Consider the following 18438-nt stretch of genomic DNA (forward strand, 5'->3'; position numbering starts at 1 on the left):
TACATCAATGAAAATGGAGGCTTATTCAGAAAAGAATGTAGAGATTGAAAGCATGCTTGTAACTATGCTTGCAGAATTGTTAAGCATAGATGAAAAAGATATGGATGAGAATACGGATTTAAGAGAATTTGGTTTAGATTCGGTATCACTAAATGAATTTACAGAAATGATTAACGGCAGACTGGGAATAGAAATTGATGCCACTTTACTGTTTGAATATTCAACGATGAAAATGATGAGTGGTTATTTAAAAGAGAAGTATGTAAAACTTGCTCAAAATGAGGTGAAACCATCAGAGGAAAGGATTACACCGACACCCGCTATCCGGCAGAATAGAATAGAAGAACCGAGTAATACAGTGAGAGAACTAGCCAGCTTATTTGCACACAATGAACCAATAGAAGAGAACGCAGAGGAAGAAGTATCCCTTCAAGGGATAGCAGTAATCGGCATGAGCGGACGACTTCCTCAGTCTGATAACATAAATGAATTTTGGGAGCACTTAATTAATGGGGAAGACATGGTAACGGAAATTCCTAAGGATCGTTTTCTTTGGCAGGAATATTATGGCGATGCCAGAAACGGCAATAAGTCAAATAATAAAAATGGCGGATTCCTAAAAGATATTAAGTGTTTTGATGCAGGATTCTTTAATATATCTCCAAGAGAAGCAGAATTAATGGATCCCCAGCAGCGGATTTTGTTAGAGGAGGTATGGCGGTTATTTGAAGATGCAGGCTATAAGGCTTCAGAAGTGGCAGGCTCTAATACTGGTGTATTTATCGGTGCCGGTAACGACGATTATAATCAATTAATTACCGGCAAGGGAGTTTCGATAGACAGTTATGCGGCAACCGGAACGTATTTTAGTATTATCGCAAACCGGATTTCTTATCTGCTAAACCTGCACGGTCCAAGCACTACAGTAGATACGGCCTGCTCCAGTTCGTTGGTTGCCATCCATCAGGCAGTACAAGCAATAGGAAGCGGAGAATGTGATATGGCGGTTGCAGGCGGAGTTAATATTATCTGTGTGCCAAGACCGTATCTGTCTTTTAGCCATGCCGGCATGCTTTCACCAGACGGGAAATGCAAGTCTTTTGATAATGCAGCCAACGGGTATGTCAGGGCAGAAGGAGTTGGTGCAATATTATTAAAGCCCCTATTAAAAGCCATTGAAGACGGGAATCATATATATGGCGTAATAAAAGGAACGGCTGTCAATCACTGTGGTCTGACAAATTCTTTAACGGCACCCAGTCCGGCAGCACAGGCAGAAGCAATTATAACAGCACTTAAAAGAAGCAAGGTATCACCGGATACTATATCCTATATAGAAGCTCATGGTACGGGTACTAGTCTGGGGGATCCAATTGAAATAAACGGAATTAAGAAGGCTTTTGAAGAGGCTGCAAAGATAACAGGAACTCGTTTAAAAGAAAAGTATTGCGGTATAGGATCTGTGAAATCAAATATCGGACATCTGGAAATCGCTTCCGGCATTGCCGGCGTGTTAAAGATACTTTTATCGATGAAACATAAACGAATTCCCGGTAATCTTCATTTTCATACAATGAATGAAAGAATACATTTGGAGGGAAGCCCGTTCTATATTGTTGATAAGAACAGGCCGTGGGAGGCATTAACAGATGATAAGAACAATGTGTTGCCCAGAAGAGCGGGGGTAAGCTCCTTTGGCTTTGGCGGTACCAATGCCCATATTATTTTGGAAGAATACCAGGAAACTAGGCAGACCGTAGAAACAGATTTTCGGGAATTCATTATTGTACTGTCAGCTAAAACAGAGGAACGGCTTATGGTTTATGCGCAGAATCTCCTTGACTATCTACATGAAGCGAAGACAGAGCACCTTGCAGACATTGCATATACCTTACAAACGGGGCGTGAAGCCATGCAGGATAGACTTGCCATTATAACCGAATCTGTTAGCGATTTAAAAGTAAAGCTTAAGCTATTCCTTCAAGGAACAGAGAATAAAGCAATCTTTCATGCAAATGGTAAGCAGAGTAAGAAAACCATAGCCTTGTTTGAAGGAGATGAGGAATTTTCTGAAACCTTACGAAGCTGGATAAAAAAGGGAAAACTAGCGAAGGTACTAGATTTATGGGTAAAAGGAATTAGTGTTGATTGGAATAGTATGTACGGCAAGGATAAGCCAGGGATTGTAAGTATGCCGACTTATCCTTTTGCGAAGGAATCTTATTGGATATCCGGAGAAAAAAAGAAGCAAGGAAAGGAGCTAAATAAAGCAGTATTACATCCTCTGCTCCATGAGAATACATCTGATTTTATGGAACAAAAATTTATAACAGTGTTAAAAGGAACGGAATTCTTTCTTAAGGCACATGTGATTGAAAACCAGAGAATTTTACCAGGAGTAGCCTATCTGGAAATGGCGTTGGCTGCTATAAAAGCTTCTACCCGTAATTATCAAGAAGGAACAGTATTCCAGTTAAGCAATATACTATGGGCAAAACCTGTAATCGTCAGTGAGAATCCGGTTTCTGTAAAAACCGCTCTATATTTGGAGAATGATGAACAGATTACCTATGAGGTCAGTGGAGGAGATGGAAGCATACATAGTGCAGGTATTGCTAATATTCTACAATTTGAGGAGGAGATAAGCGTAAACTATCATAGTCCACACGCTAATGTAAGCTTTAGTGCAGATTCGCTGCATTTCGGAAGAATAGCGAGTTTTGTGGATGTTCAGGATACAATAAAAGTATGTAATGCTGGTGAAATAACAGGAAATGTGTGTTACAGGGCATTTGAAGAGATAGGCTTTTGCTATGGAAAAGAACAGCAAGGGATTGAAAAACTTTATATCGGGGATAAACAATTACTTGCCCAATTAATGATGCCTGAGGATTTAAAGAGTACAAGCAGCCAGTATCTATTACACCCATGTATTATGGATTCTGCCATTCAGGCAACAATGGGACTCATGATGAATGACAATAAGATGGAAGCGTACCTGCCCCTTGCTTTGCAAAAGCTTATGGTAATCAACCGGAATACCGATATTAAGTGGGCGTATATTAAAGACGTATCTATTGAGGATGTGAAAAATAATATAAAGAAATTTGACATAGTACTTTGTGATAAAACAGGAAAAGTATGCATTAAAATGGAGGGACTTGCCTTAAAAAAGCTAGACACCAACCACTTTAGCAGGGATAAAAATACAGAGCTGCTTCTTTTTACACCAGAGTGGAGAGAGGTATACTTAAGAGATGAAGTAACCTTAAGAGATGAAGTAACCTGCCACTATGATAATCATCTTTTGATTGTATGTGAAATGCCCAATATGAAACTAGAAAAAGCTACAGGGGGGCATCATGCTGCCATGCCTATAAAGGAGATAAGACTTAAGAGGGATGAAGGAAGCAGTAACAGTCTAGTGGATATTGGAAGGCGGTATAATGAATATGCCGGTCTGGTTCTGGAGGAACTAAAGAAAACCTTGTCAGATAAAAACAGCAAAAATAGTCTTGTACAAATTATTCTGCCAAAGGGTGACAATGAAAAACTATTCGCAGGATTTAGGGGAATGTTAAAAACGGCTGAGCAAGAGAATCCTAAATTTACCGGTCAGATAATTGAGGTTGAACCGGATGAAATCACTTCTGCTACCTATCAGAAGATTATTCAGGATAGTAACCGTCCCGCGGATAAAGAAATCAGTTATCAGAGCGGCAAACGTTATGTGAAGGGATGGAGAAAGCTATCCTCTATGACTATAGATAAAAAACCATGGAGGGATAACGGTATCTATCTGATAACTGGCGGAAGTGGTGAATTGGGTTTGCTATTTGCTTTAGAAATTGCTAAGAAAGCGGACAAACCTACCATAATAATAACCGGTCGTGGTAGCCTTCATAAGGAAAAAGCAGATAGAATACGTAAAATAACAAGTACAGGGGCACGCATTGAATACAGGCAGACAGATGTTACAGATCCCCTGCAAGTTAAAGAGCTTATAAAGGAGACAGTACAACAATACGGAACGATTCACGGTATACTTTATTGTGCCGGTATTAAGCGGGACAATTATATCTATAAGAAAAGCAGGGAAGAGTTACAGAGTGTATTAGAGCCCAAAGTTAATGGTTTAATCTTCATAGATAAAGAAACGAAAGAGATCCGTTTAGATTTCTTAATCCTATTTTCTTCCATAGCCGGTTCTCTTGGCAATACCGGGCAAGCGGATTATGCTGCTGCGAATGCTTTTATGGATGAATATGCAGCCTATCGTAATAAATTAGTCAAAAAAAACAGCCGGTATGGAAAAACCATTTCTATAAACTGGCCCCTATGGGAAGAAGGAGGAATGCATATGAAGGAAGAAGCGAAAAGGCAGCATAAAAAACGAACCGGAATGGAAGTCTTACAAACTGAAATCGGAATAGAAGCATTCTATAGAATATATGAGCTTGAGCAGGAGCAAGTGATGGTTGCAATGGGAGATGAGGAAAAAATATGTGAATTTGTAAATCAATGACCGGATAAAGATCCGGATAATAAGAAAAAGGAAGAGGAAAATTTGTATGAAAGAAAATAGAAATGAACATTATCAGGATGCAAAAGTATCTTCCCAAAAGGCAGTGGAATATTTGAAAGAAATGCTGTCTCTGGAATTAAAAGTTCCGGTACATAAAATAGAAGAGGATGTACCTATGGAGGAATATGGGATAGACTCCGTCATGGTGATGCAAATGACGAATAAATTAGAAGAAACCTTCGGGACATTGCCTAAAACCTTATTTTTTGAATATCAGACCATTGAGGAATTGGCAGGGTATTTTGTTATGGAGTATGAAAAAGAGTTAAATGCCATATTTGGTGTTAGCCAAAAGCCTGGCAATAAAGAAGTCAATTTTTCAAAAGAAAGGACGGTTGCTTATTTTAAGGAACTGTTATCGGCAGAATTAAAGGTTCCCGTCCATAAAATAGAGGAAGATGTACCAATGGAGGAGGAGTACGGAATAGATTCCGTACTGATTATGCAAATGACAAGTAAGTTAGAGGACGTATTTGATGTTCTTCCAAAGACTTTGTTTTTTGAATACAGGACAGTGGAGGAAATTGTAGATTACTTTATTGCCAATCACTCCGAGAAGTTAAAACTTCTGTTAGGAACCCCGGATTCTGGTGTAACTGTAATTGCAAAAAGCCAGACAGAACCAGTTATAGTGGAAAAAGAAGGTGCGGCAGGAAATACTTGGGACTTCCTTCCTTTTATTGCTTCAAATCCTTTGAAGAAGAACCTGAAAAGACGATTTACTTACCCAAGAGAGGAAGAAAAAAAGGGCTCTGATAAAGCCTTAGAGATAGCAATAATCGGTTTGGCCGGAAGATACCCCATGGCAGATACTATGTATGAATTTTGGGATAATTTACAACAAGGAAAAAACTGTATTACAGAAATACCAAAAGAACGCTGGGACTATACTGATTTTTATGACAAAGACAGAGGAATGGAAGGTAAAATCAACTCAAAATGGGGAGGATTTCTTAAAGATGTGTATGGATTTGACCCACTGTTTTTTAATATTTCACCTCATGATGCCGAAATAATGGATCCACAAGAGAGGCTATTTCTTACGTGTGTTTATGAAACACTGGAGGATGCAGGGTATACCAAAGAGGCTTTAAGTCATTACAAAGAAAATGGAATGGATGGGAATGTGGGTGTATTCGTAGGTGCTTTGTTTGCAGAATACCAGTTCTATGGATTAAAACAGCAGGCAGAAGGCAATATGATAGCCTTAAACAGCAATTTATCATCCATTGCAAACAGAGTATCCCATTTCTTTAATTTTCATGGGCCAAGTATGGCAGTAGATACCTTATGTTCCTCTTCTCTAACAGCAATCCATCTGGCTTGCCAAAGCCTTATAGAAGGTGATTGTGAACTGGCGATAGCCGGAGGCGTTAATGTATCCGTTCATCCCAATAAATATGTGCTGTTGGGTCAGAATAATTTTTTATCCAGTAAAGGACTTTGTGAAAGTTTTGGTGAAGGAGGGGACGGGTATGTCCCGGGAGAAGGTGTTGGAGCCATCCTTTTAAAACCACTAGACAAAGCAATAGCTGGCAAGGATCAGATTTATGGTGTTATTAAGAGTAGTGCTATTAATCATGGAGGTAAAACCAATGGTTATACCGTACCAAACCCCAATGCGCAGGCACAGGTAATACGTAGGGCGTATCAGAAGGCAGGCATAAATCCCCGAGCAGTTAGTTATATTGAAGCACACGGCACAGGCACTGCATTGGGTGACCCCATTGAAATTACCGGTCTGCAAAAAGCCTTTAGTGAATTTACAAGTGATAAACAGTTTTGCAAAATCGGTTCGGTTAAATCTAATATAGGACATTGTGAAAGTGCGGCAGGGATTGCAGGTATCACTAAAATACTATTGCAGATGAAATATGGATATCTGGTACCTTCCCTTCATGCAAAAGTACTAAATTCAAATATTGATTTTGATAGTACTGCCTTTAGGGTTCAACAAGAATTAGAACCCTGGAAGCGTCAGAAATTACAGGTGGAGGGTGAGGAGAAAGAATATCCGCTGATGGCAGGAATTTCTTCTTTTGGAGCGGGGGGATCCAATGCCCATATTATAATAGAAGAATATATAAAAACAGATTATAAAGTGAATGCGAAGGTATCCCGCCAGATTTATGTTCTTTCTGCCAGGACTGAAAAAAAGCTAAAGGATTATGCCAAAAAATTGTATGTTTTTATAGATGGGCAATTGGAGAATACAGAAGTTAATAAGGAGAATCTATTCCACAATATGGCATACACGTTGCAGGTTGGGCGTGAGGCCATGCAGGAGAGATTGGCATTTGTAGTATCAAACCTTTATGAAGCCAAGGAAAGATTGAGGGAGTATATAAATGATTCAGAGTATAGTAAGAATCTCTGCCTTGATAATGCAAAATCTTTGAAAATCAAGGATGTCTTTTACGGAACAGAAAGTGGGACGTTTGTAAAGGCCTTAATAAACAACGGAGAATATGAGAAGATAGCAAGACTATGGGCAGCAGGAGTTCCGATTGACTGGAATCTATTATATGCAGCAGAAGCCTCTAGTGAGAAGGCACAGCCTAGTTTACCAAAACGTATATCCATACCCACGTACCCTTTTTCAACAAAGATATATTCACTGGCTCACCCAGAAAGCATATCAGAGAACGTATCCATTCGAATGAATGAGAATAGTCAGAGGCAGGGATTGCAGGCAGTAAGTCAGAAGACGAGTCTATATTATATGCCAAAATGGGAGCGAGCGAAAGATACAGCTTCTGACCGTACGGATAAAAAACCGGAACGGGTTCTTATAATAGTTAGTGATGCGTCATTAGAAATCAGTGCTTTGCTGGAGGAACATTTAAAAGAGAGTGAAATTATCAAGGCGAGATTAGATACCAAATGGGAAATACTATTAGCAGAGATTCCTATGGTTGATACTATTTTTTTTCTGGGAGGAATTACAGAAAAAGAAGTTGATACGGAGGAGTTAGAATATTTTAATTTGGTACAGGAACAAAGCGTTATAACCTTGTACCGACTCATAAAAGCCATGATATTATGTGGATATGAGTCTTATAATGTCACCCTTAAGCTAATTACGAATAATGTTTTTAAAGTCTTTTTAGAAGAGGTGTGTCTGCCATATGCTGCCGGTATTTTTGGATTTGCAAGATCAGTTGAAAAAGAATTCACGAACTGGCGTATAAGCGGATTTGATTTAAACCTCTATAAGAAAGATGTATTCTCTATAGAGGTGAGTCGTGCAATTACTACCTTAGTACAGGAAAATCCTTCAATCAGTCAGTCAGAAATTGTTCTTAGAAACGGTGTAAAATATAACAGGCGCATATACCCCTTGGAATTATCTACAGAGACGAAAGACGGTTTTAAAGAAGGCGGAGTCTATCTTATTGTTGGCGGAGCCGGCGGCATAGGTATTGAACTATCCTTACATATTGCTGAAAAATATCATGGAAAGCTTATACTCATCGGCAGAAGTAAAGCAGACTCTTTATTGGATAATACCATGAAAAAGATAAGGCAAATGGGAGGGGATGTATTTTACTGCCAGGGTGATGTTACAGATCCGGTAAGCATGAAGCAAATAATGAGTGAGTCAAAAGCCAGATTTGGTAGAATTAACGGGGTCATACATTCGGCACTTGTATTACAAGATCAGGCAGTACGGAATATGGATGAAGCGTCCTTAATGCACGTATTATCCCCCAAAGTAAAAGGAAGCGTCGTACTGCACAATGCTGTTAAAGGAGAAGCACTTGATTTCATTATGTATTTCTCCTCGGGACAGACTTTTATCGGGAATCCGGGTCAAAGTAATTATGCTGCGGCTTGTGCATTTACCGATTCTTTTGCTTTATACGAGAATGAGAAGGTAAGCTTCCCGGTTAAGTTAATTAACTGGGGGTTCTGGGGAGAGGTAGGAATTGTAGCAGGAGAAGAATACAATAAAAGACTTACCGAAAGCGGGATTTACCCCATTCATACCTCAGAAGGTATGGAGGCAATAGAACAAGTACTAAGTGCCTCCAATGTCCAAACCCTCGCTATGAAAGCAAGTGATACTATTTTAGGTAGTATGGGTGTTGATTTGGAACATAAAGTCAGCGTATGCAAAGAAGATAAGAATATCTTATCTGTACAAATACTAGACCGGAAAAAAATGCCAGCCTTAGCTGAGAATAGGCTTGCCGTTACCAAGGAAGGCTTTGAAGCATTAAGTAAGTTTACCGGATTATTAGTATTAAACGCATTTCAAAAAAGGGGTATATTTAAAGACCAGGGGCAGAAGTACAGCATAAAGGAATTAAGAACACAACTGCATATTATTGAAAAATATAACCGCCTCTTTGAAAGTATGATTTCTATCTGCTATAAAAATCAGTTTGTAACATCACTGCTGGAACCGGATAGCTTGATAACTACGAAACAATTGGATAGTGCAGAATTAAAACAGAAGTTATCAGAGCTTTTAAGGGGCAGGGATACATTGCAAGAAAACTATCCCATGGTTATACCCTATCTGGAGCTGCTATGGATATGTTCTGAACACATATGGGATATTTTAACAGGTGATTGTCTGGCAACAGATATTGTCTTTCCTAATGCCTCCATGAAGCTGGTTGAGAAAATTTATAACGGGAATGAAGTGTCTGATTATGAAAATGAGGTTCTTGCCTGGGTGGTAACCTCATATATCGATACTTATCAGAAGAAATCAACAGATAGCAGGAAAATAAAAATTTTGGAAATCGGAGCCGGTACGGGAGGAACAAGCCGTACCGTTTTTAGTAAGATTCAAAAATATGAAAGATTACTGCAATATGATTACACAGATGTCTCGGAGGCTTTCTTAAAACATGGTGCAGACTCCTTTGGTGCAGAGAATCCTTATGTAAGCTTTAAACGTCTTAATATAGAAGAAGATATACTAGAGCAAGGGTTTTCAGCCGGAGAATACGATATGGTTATTGCAACGAATGTCCTCCATGCAACGATGAATATAAACACTACCATAAAAAATACAAAGTTACTGCTTAAAAATTCAGGATGGCTCATTTTAAATGAAAATACAAAGGTTGAGGATGTCGCTACCTTAACCTTTGGTTTGCTGGATGGCTGGTGGCTTTTTGAAGATGAGAGCAGCCGTATGACAGGTTCTCCTTTACTAAGTAATAGGATGTGGAGAAACCTATTAATGGAAGAAGGATTTAGAGAAGTGAATCAATTTGGGCAGCCCCAAACAGGAGATTTTCGCTTCCACCAAAATGTGATTGTATCCCAAAGCGATGGCGTGGTTTTATTGGCTTCTAAGAAAGCGGATGATAAGCTTAAAAAAGTGTTCTTAGCACAGGAGGAGTATAAGAAAACAGTTCAGGAAAACACGAAATCACCAGCTAATAAGCAGGCAGACAGCCGGCATAGCTTAGAACAGCACGTTGAGGATAGTATATTGAATTGTTTAATGGCTGTTCTTAAGATAAATAAGGGGGATTTGGATATAAATACACCTTATAAAGAATACGGAGTGGATTCCATTTTATCCGGGCAGATAGTTAATAAAATAAATCAGGCATTAAAGATAGAACTTAACTCCACCGCGTTATTTAATTATCCTACTACAACCAAGCTAAAAGAGTATATTTTGGATAAATCAGGGGATAAGCTCCTGGTGGATTTGGCAAATACATCGGATGCGCTAAAGGATGAAGCCATACAAGAAAAAGCTTTAACAGATAAAGCTGCGATTGAAAAGACAGCGTCCACTGAAAAGGTGATATCCACTGAAAAGGCTGCATCCACTGAAAAAAACGTAACTGCTGAGAAAGGCGTATCCACAGAAAAAGCTATATCATTTGAAAGAAAGCAGGCAGAAACTTCTTCAATGGACATTGCCATCGTCGGAATGTCAGGTATGTTCGCAGGGGCTAAAACACTAGAAGAATACTGGAAGAATTTATGCGACGGAAAAAATTCTGTTACCGAAATCAATCGATGGGATTTGGACAGTTTTTACAGTACAGACCCAGAGGCTCCTAATAAAAGTTATATAAAAACATCTGGTATGCTGGACAACGCTGACCAATTTGATCCATTGTTTTTTAACATCTCACCCAGAGAAGCTGAATTAATGGACCCGCAACAAAGATTATTCTTGCAAGAGGCCTGGAAAGCCTTAGAGGATGCAGGATTTTCGGAGGAGTACTTAAACGAAAAGAAATGCGGTGTTTTTGTAGGTTGTAATGAAAGCTATTATATGCAGCACATCGAAGCCTGCGGTGTTCCAAAAAGTAATTATGTATTTACCGGAAATACTCTTCCGATTTTGTCGGCAAGGATATCTTATCTATTGAATCTGAGAGGCCCAAGTGTTGTTGTTACCACTGCCTGCTCCTCCTCTTTGGTGGCAGTACATCAGGCCATAAGAAGTATTATGGCAGGAGATTCAGATATTGTAATTGCAGGAGGTGTCAACGTATTTCCTACTCCGTATTTTCACACGCTGGGAAGCAGTACAGGCATGTTCTCCTATCAGGATGAGTGCCGCCCATTTGATGACAAAGCAGATGGGTTCATCCCGGCTGAAGGAGTTGGCGTTATTGTACTTAAAAAACTTGAGAAGGCCCGAGAAGATGGTGACCATATTTATGGAGTCATTGCAGGAATGGGGATTAATCAGGATGGGAAGAGCAATGGCATTACGGCTCCCAGTGCCCCTTCCCAAGCCGCCCTGGAATATGAGGTCTATAAGAATTACCATATTAACCCAGAGGATATTAGTTACATAGAGGCACATGGTACTGGAACGAAACTAGGAGATCCCATTGAGATAGAAGCTCTAAGTGAGGCTTTTCATAAATTCACAGGTAAGAAGCAGTTTTGTGCCATTGGTTCGGTGAAGGCAAATATTGGGCATGCCTTAGAAGCTTCGGGGATGGCGAGTATACTAAAAGTCCTGCTTTGTATGAAACACAAAAAACTGGTACCAAGTATTAATTTTACTCATGAGAATGGATTCATTCACTTTAAAAACAGTCCGGTGTATGTTAATACAGAGTATAAACCCTGGACGACAAAAGATAGAGTACCAAGATATGCTGCAATTAGTGCCTTTGGTATTAGTGGTACCAATAGCCATATGGTTCTTCGGGAATATCAGGAGGACAGGGTTCAGGTTCAGCCAGTATCCCGTTATTATCTGGTTCCTTTTTCTGCCAAGACAGAGAAGGCTTTAAAAAACAAATTAGAGGATATGGTAACCTGGTTGAAGATTCATAAGCATAGCCATTCTCTGGGAGATATTGCATATACCCTCACAATGGGAAGAAGCCATTTTTCTTATAGGGGAGTATTTATAGTAAAAAGTCTCGATGCGCTGCTTAATGAGTTGGAATTAAAGGTTAAAGAATCACCGGAGCATAAGATGATTGAAGGTGGTTTTATCAGTAATACGTTCAGACCTGAGTTAAAGGAGCAACAAATTGCCGGGGAACTGCTTGCAGAAATAAGTGTGTCAGGTGGAGAGGATTCTGTATATAGGGAGAAGCTTTCACTGATAGGAGAATACTATGTTAAGGGATATTCCTTTAGTTTTGATTTGCTATATGAAGCGGATACCTACAAAAAAGTTTCTCTTCCTGCCTATCCATTTGATTTAGGAAGATATTGGGTGGAGAATATGACAAAAACCATACCGGTTAACAATGACAGGTCAACAAGGCTTCATCCTCTCCTTGGACAAAATATTTCAACACTGAACGAACAGAAGTATACAACACGATTTGAGCCGGAGGAAATTTTTATAAAAGATCATATTATCCGGGAGAGAAATGTAATGCCCGGTGCAGCTTATATTGAAATGGCATGTGCTGGGGGTGAAATGGCAGCAGGTTATCCCGTAAGCTATGTTAGAGACATTATCTGGGGAATACCGATTATAGTTACAAACAGCGTAGAAACGACTCTTTTACTAAGCCCAGAAGAAGACGGACAGGTTTCTTTTGAAATCTATACGGATGAGGAAGGAGCGCATACAGTACACGCTCAGGGAAGTCTGGCATATGAAGAGAATGAACCAGAAAGACTTTTAAACAACCGTTTGCAGATAGATGTGATTAAGAATCGTTGTGAAAAGATTGTATCAAAAGAAGACTGCTATTATTTATTTCAGACCATGAAGCTGAACTATGGCAGTAGTTTTCAGGTGATACATGCGCTTTATTCGAATTCCGAAGAAGCATTGGCACTGCTAAAACTTCCAACTGATTTAGAAGAGGGATTTCATGAATACAAAATTCACCCCTCCATAATGGATGGGGCATTACAGACTGCCATTGGTATGGCGGGATATCTGAATATAAGTAAAGATACTGCTTTTGTTCCGTTTTATATTCAGGAAATACAATTCATAAGACCAGTGGTGCAGGAGTGTTATGCACATGTTATTAAAGTAAATAGATCTGAGACGAATAATGAATTTACGTTTGATATTACAATCACGGATAAATATGGTGAAGTTCTGGTGACGGTAAAAGGGTATCACATAAGAGAGTTTCAAAAAGTGGACAGAAGCAGGAATACTCTGGAACTGCTTAAAGGACTGGAGGATGGTACTTTAAAAGCATGGGAAGTGGAAAGTATGATGGAGGAAGCAAATGATTGAAGAGAAACTTAGTAGAAGCAGCATATTAAAACAAATAGAAGAGAAGAGATTTACTGCTAAGGAAGGCTTGAATTTACTAAAGGAACTTAAAAAAACTACAGCAGCGAATAAACCATACCCTTCTTCCGTAACAAAAACATTCCATGGGCAGTGGGAGGAGAAAGGTTTAAGAGAACGACACTGCGAAGAGACCAATCAATGGAATGGATTAACCATGCTTCTTTTTGATTACAGTGCAAAACGAAAAGAACAATTGACAGCAGATAAAGCCTGGAACGGGTTAGACGTTATACTTGTAAAGCAGGGAGAAGGATTTCAAAGACAGACTTCTGATACTTTTGTAATCAACCGTGCCTCTAAAGAGGATTATGAACATTTATTCATAGAACTTTCAAAGGAGAACCGATTACCGGAAGTTATCCTTCATCTATGGGCAAAAGAGGAATTTAATGAAACAGAGGCAGTCGTTCACAGGCAATTGGAGGAAAGCTTTTATTCCTTACTCTATATCAGCCAAGGGTTAATGCAAGTTAATAGTAAGAAAAAACTAAAGTTATTTTTTGTTTATGAAACGAGCGAAGGAAATCCCATTTACGGTGCGGTAAGCGGGTTTGTAAAAACCATACATTTAGAAGATTCGAATCTGGATTTTAAGGTTGTGTCAGTACAGAAAGAAGAAGCTGCAAAGGAGAATGGCATCCTTCAGGCAATAAGAAAAGAAATACAAAGTAATAGCTGTGAAAAAGAAATTAAATACAGTGAAGGTAAAAGATTTATAAAAAAATACAAAACATTTCAATTACCTGCTCTTAAAGAGGAGTCCGTTCTTATTAAGAAGGGAGGTACCTACCTTATCACAGGAGGTGCAGGGGGAATCGGCTGTATTATAGCACGTTATTTGGCAGTCAATTACCATGCAAACTGCATTCTTACAGGTAGAACTCCATTAGATGACACTAAAAAACAGGTCATTGATGAATTAATAGGTTTTGGTGCAAAAGCAGTGTATATCCGTACTGATTTAAGAGATGCAGATGATTTTAATAATATATTGGAGGAGTGCGTAGATGAATTTGGGAAATTAGATGGAATATTTCATCTCGCAGGTGTTCTACGGGATACCTTGGTCAAAAATAAGACTTTTGCACAAATAGGCGAGGTATTTACTCCTAAAATCCATGGTTCTATTATGCTGCACGAGAAGTTGAAAAGATATCCGGTTGATTTTCTGGTACTATTTTCAGGACTTGCAAGTATTTTAGGGAATGTGGGACAAATTGATTATGCGTATGCAGGTGCGTTCTTAGACAACTATGCCGCTTATCTCTCAAAAGAACTATCGGACACCAAAATTGTCTCCATCAACTGGCCCTTATGGGAAAATGGTGGAATGCAGATAGATAAAGACTTAAAGGAGGGGCTGCTTCACTCCTATGGACTGGTTCCGCTTCCTGATAAACAAGGAACAGAAATCTTAGTAAGGAGCCTTGCAGCTTCCCATAGTCAGGTGATTGTAATTCATACTGCTACAGAAAAAGTGGAAGGTATTGACAGCCTCTTTAGGGAAGAAAGACAGGAAGAAAGTAATGAAAAAACAGCTATAAGCAATAACGTTCCATCAGCTCAATTTTACAGATCCATAGAGGAATATCTGAAAGAGATTATAGCAGGGGAATTAAAGCTTAAGAAAGAACAGATTATACCTACGGAGCCTTGGGAGAAGTATGGTATTGATTCCATGTCCATTGTTAAAATGACCAATCAGATTGAAAAAATTTTTAAGGGTATTTCAAAAACCCTATTTTTTGAATATCGGAATTTTAATGAGCTTATTACATATTTTGCTGAAAATAAAAAAGAAGTCATTCTTAATAAATTACTTAAAACAAATCAGATTCAAGCTGCCAGTATAGGGGAAGCTGCGCTGACGCAGGAAAAGAGCAAAGCAGAAAAAATTATATTTAAACAAGAGAAAGACAGAAAGGTATCTTGTTCTAACATAATTTCCGATGAGAAAAAAATAGGTAATACCTTTGAGGAAAGTAATATTGCCATTATCGGAATCAGTGGCAAATACCCAATGGCTGAAAATCTGGATCAATATTGGGAAAATCTAAAAAACGGAGTAGATTGTATTACCGAAATACCGTCTGAACGTTGGAACTGTGAAAAAAATTATAGCAGAGAGAAGGGGGCAAAAGATAAGACCTACAGTAAATGGGGTGGCTTTTTATCGGAGTATGATATGTTTGATCCACTCTTTTTTGGAATTGCACCAAGAGATGCAGAGATGATGGACCCTCAGGAGCGGTTATTCCTGGAAGTGGTCTGGCAGGCAATCGAAGATGCAGGGTATAGCCCGGACAAATTAAAAAAGTATGAGGTAGGTGTTTATGCAGGGGTCATGTATGGACACTACCAGATATTTGGGGCAGAAGAGACACTTGCCGGAAATGCAATGGCTTTAAGCTCTTCTTATGCATCCATTGCGAACCGGGTATCCTATATGCTTGATTTAAAGGGGCCAAGTCTTGCAGTTGATACCATGTGTTCCTCTTCTCTTACAACCATACATTTAGCCTGTGAGAGTATACGAAGGGGAGAGTGCCAGATGGCAGTTGCCGGAGGTGTAAACCTTACCATTCACCCTACAAAACATCAGTACTTATGTGCCAATCACTTTGCATCCAGTGACGGCAGATGTAAAAGTTTTGGTGAAGGAGGAGATGGCTATGTTCCGGGAGAAGGAGTGGGTGCCGTTTTAATTAAAACCTTATCCCAGGCAGAAGCGGATAAGGACCACATCTACGCAGTAATAAAGGCAAGTGCCATAAATCATGGAGGAAGAACCAACGGCTACACTGTACCAAATCCTGTAAGTCAAAGTGAGTTAATAACCAAAACGCTTTATAAGGCACGTATTAATCCAAGAGCCATAAGTTATGTAGAGGCACATGGAACAGGCACATCATTGGGTGATCCAATTGAAGTCACAGGACTTACCAAAGCCTTTCATAAGTATACAAAGGATAAACAATTTTGTGCGATAGGCTCCGTAAAATCTAACATCGGACACACAGAAGCGGCTGCCGGAATTGCAGGTCTTACAAAAATAGTTCTACAGATGAAACACAAACAATTAGTACCATCTATACATAGTGTAAAAGAAAATCCGAACATAGATTTTATAAACACTCCGTTTTATGTACAAAAAAAGTGTACAAAGTGGGAGCAGCCAATGCTTTGTATAGATGGTAAATGGCAAAAAGAACTTAGAATAGCCGGTATAAGTGCTTTCGGTGCAGGCGGTTCCAATGCCCATGTAATTTTAGAAGAATATCAAGATACCGAGTCGTTTAAGCATTTTACCATAGGCAAGCCTTATCTCTTTGTTTTATCAGCTCGCAATGAGGATAGATTAAAGGAATACACAAAAAGAATGTTAGACTATATAGAAGGCCATACGGAAAAAACAGAGGAAAAGAAGGATTTCCATACGGAGGTCACGTTGATTCTTTGCCAATTAATCGGACAGCAGCTTCAGATAGAAACAGCAGAGGTAGAAAAGGCAGATTCATTTACAGAACTTAATATGGACATGATTAAGCTTAATATGTTAACTGAAAAAATAAATCAAAGATTTGAAATCGATATAACACTGCAAGAAGTTCTTAATAACAGGTCTATTCACAGCCTTGGAGCTTACTTAAGCAGTAACCATCCTGACATAGTAAGGAAGGTAGAGGTATCAGATGGCATAATGAAAGAAAAAAGGACAGGAGAAGTTAATTTAGAGAAGCTTGTCTTTACGCTGCAAACTGGGCGTGAGGCAAAAGAAAGCCGTTTGGCAATTATTGCTTCAAGCTTAGAAGAACTAAATGAGAAGCTTACAGATTATTACAGTGACAGGCAGGCAAATATAAGTTTTTACTCTACAAAGAGTCTTTCAAAAGATGAATTACCAAATGAAAAACCAGCGTTGCAAGATATTGTTGATAACCCGCAAAAGGAAAATCTACTGGAATTGGCAAGATTATGGATTAAGGGAGAAAAGATTCATTGGGATATACTTTATAGCGAGAATAAACCGGGAACAATATCACTTCCTACGTATCCTTTTGAGAAAAAGCGCTATTGGTATAACAGCGTTTCCCCTGTATCGAATGGTTTTGAGACAGAAATAGAGTATTCCTATGCAGTAAAGCGCTATAAAGGAGAGGAGGTAACCTTACAGGTAATCGATGAATCAATTGCACTTATTACCATGCAGGACGTTAAAAATAGAAATATGTTTGCCAGCGACCTGATTTTTGGATTAATGTCTAAATTTGCAGAGGTACAAAATGATTCCAGAATAAAAGCAATTATTATTACAGGCTATGGAAATATATTCAGTATGGGTGGGACCCAAGAACAGTTGTTAAACATTGCGGAGCAAAAGAATCGTTTTACCGACGCCCCGTTTTTATACAGAGGACTGTTAGAATCTCGTATCCCGGTTATAGCAGCAATTCAGGGACATGCAACAGGAGGTGGTTTACTATTTGGTTTATTTGCGGATATTGTAATAATGGCAAAAGAAGGAATATATTGTGCTGTCTTTGCAAAATATGGTTTTACACCCGGCATGGGAGCTACCTATATATTAAAGAAAAAATTCGGAATAAACTTATCCAATGAGATGATGTATACCGCAAAATCATATTCCGGTGACGAACTATACGAAAAAGGCGCGCTTGTTACTTTCAAAAAAAGAGATGAAGTTTTAAAAGAAGCTTTAAGCCTTGCAAGGTCATTAGCAGAGAAGCCGTTACTCACCTTAACAACGCTTAAAAGGGAACTGGCAGGCGAGATGTTGAGAGAGTTGCCGGAGTATATTAAAAGAGAAAATGAAATGCATGAGAAAACTTTTACAAAAGCAGAAGTTAAGGATAGAATACGCCATTTTTATCTGGAGGATAAGGACTTTAACATAAATGGGAATCATGGAATTCAATATGAAGTGCCAGAACCTGCCAATAAGGAATCCTATGACATAGAAAGTATGCTTAAGGCATTGGAAGATGGAGATATTACGCCGGAGGAAGCACTTAACTTTGGGCAAAAAAATGCAGGGAATATAAGGGGGAGTCTAGGTTGAAAAGATTATTTTCAACCTTTCTTTTTAAGCCTGTTCAATTTTTGAATA

3 protein-coding genes are annotated in these 18438 nt (G+C 38.9%); all 3 read left to right on the plus strand.

Going from position 1 to position 18438, the window contains the following annotated elements; all coding sequences use genetic code 11:
* Positions 1-7 precede the first annotated feature (7 nt).
* Genes acsn021_RS07795 through acsn021_RS07805 form a run of 3 tightly spaced genes read left to right on the plus strand, consistent with a single transcriptional unit; the run spans position 8 to position 18390 of the window.
* A complete protein-coding gene (locus acsn021_RS07795; RefSeq protein WP_184093601.1) occupies positions 8-4525 on the plus strand; it encodes a type I polyketide synthase in 4518 nt (1505 codons plus the stop codon).
* 46 nt (positions 4526-4571) lie between these two features.
* Positions 4572-13250, plus strand: a complete 8679-nt coding sequence (locus tag acsn021_RS07800; protein ID WP_184093602.1) for an SDR family NAD(P)-dependent oxidoreductase — start codon at positions 4572-4574, stop codon at positions 13248-13250.
* Positions 13243-18390 carry an SDR family NAD(P)-dependent oxidoreductase gene (locus tag acsn021_RS07805; RefSeq protein ID WP_184093603.1) on the plus strand — a complete coding sequence of 1716 codons (5148 nt, stop codon included), beginning with the start codon at positions 13243-13245 and terminating at the stop codon, positions 18388-18390. The genes acsn021_RS07800 and acsn021_RS07805 overlap by 8 nt, the downstream gene beginning before the upstream one ends.
* Positions 18391-18438 lie beyond the last annotated feature (48 nt).

This window comes from Anaerocolumna cellulosilytica, from assembly GCF_014218335.1.
Lineage (GTDB): Bacteria > Bacillota > Clostridia > Lachnospirales > Lachnospiraceae > Anaerocolumna > Anaerocolumna cellulosilytica.

Coding starts and splice junctions, on each gene's coding strand:
- acsn021_RS07800 (WP_184093602.1), top strand. CDS start 4,572: ATGAAAGAAAATAGAAATGAACATTATCAGGATGCAAAAGTATCTTCC.
- acsn021_RS07805 (WP_184093603.1), top strand. CDS start 13,243: ATGATTGAAGAGAAACTTAGTAGAAGCAGCATATTAAAACAAATAGAA.
- acsn021_RS07795 (WP_184093601.1), top strand. CDS start 8: ATGAAAATGGAGGCTTATTCAGAAAAGAATGTAGAGATTGAAAGCATG.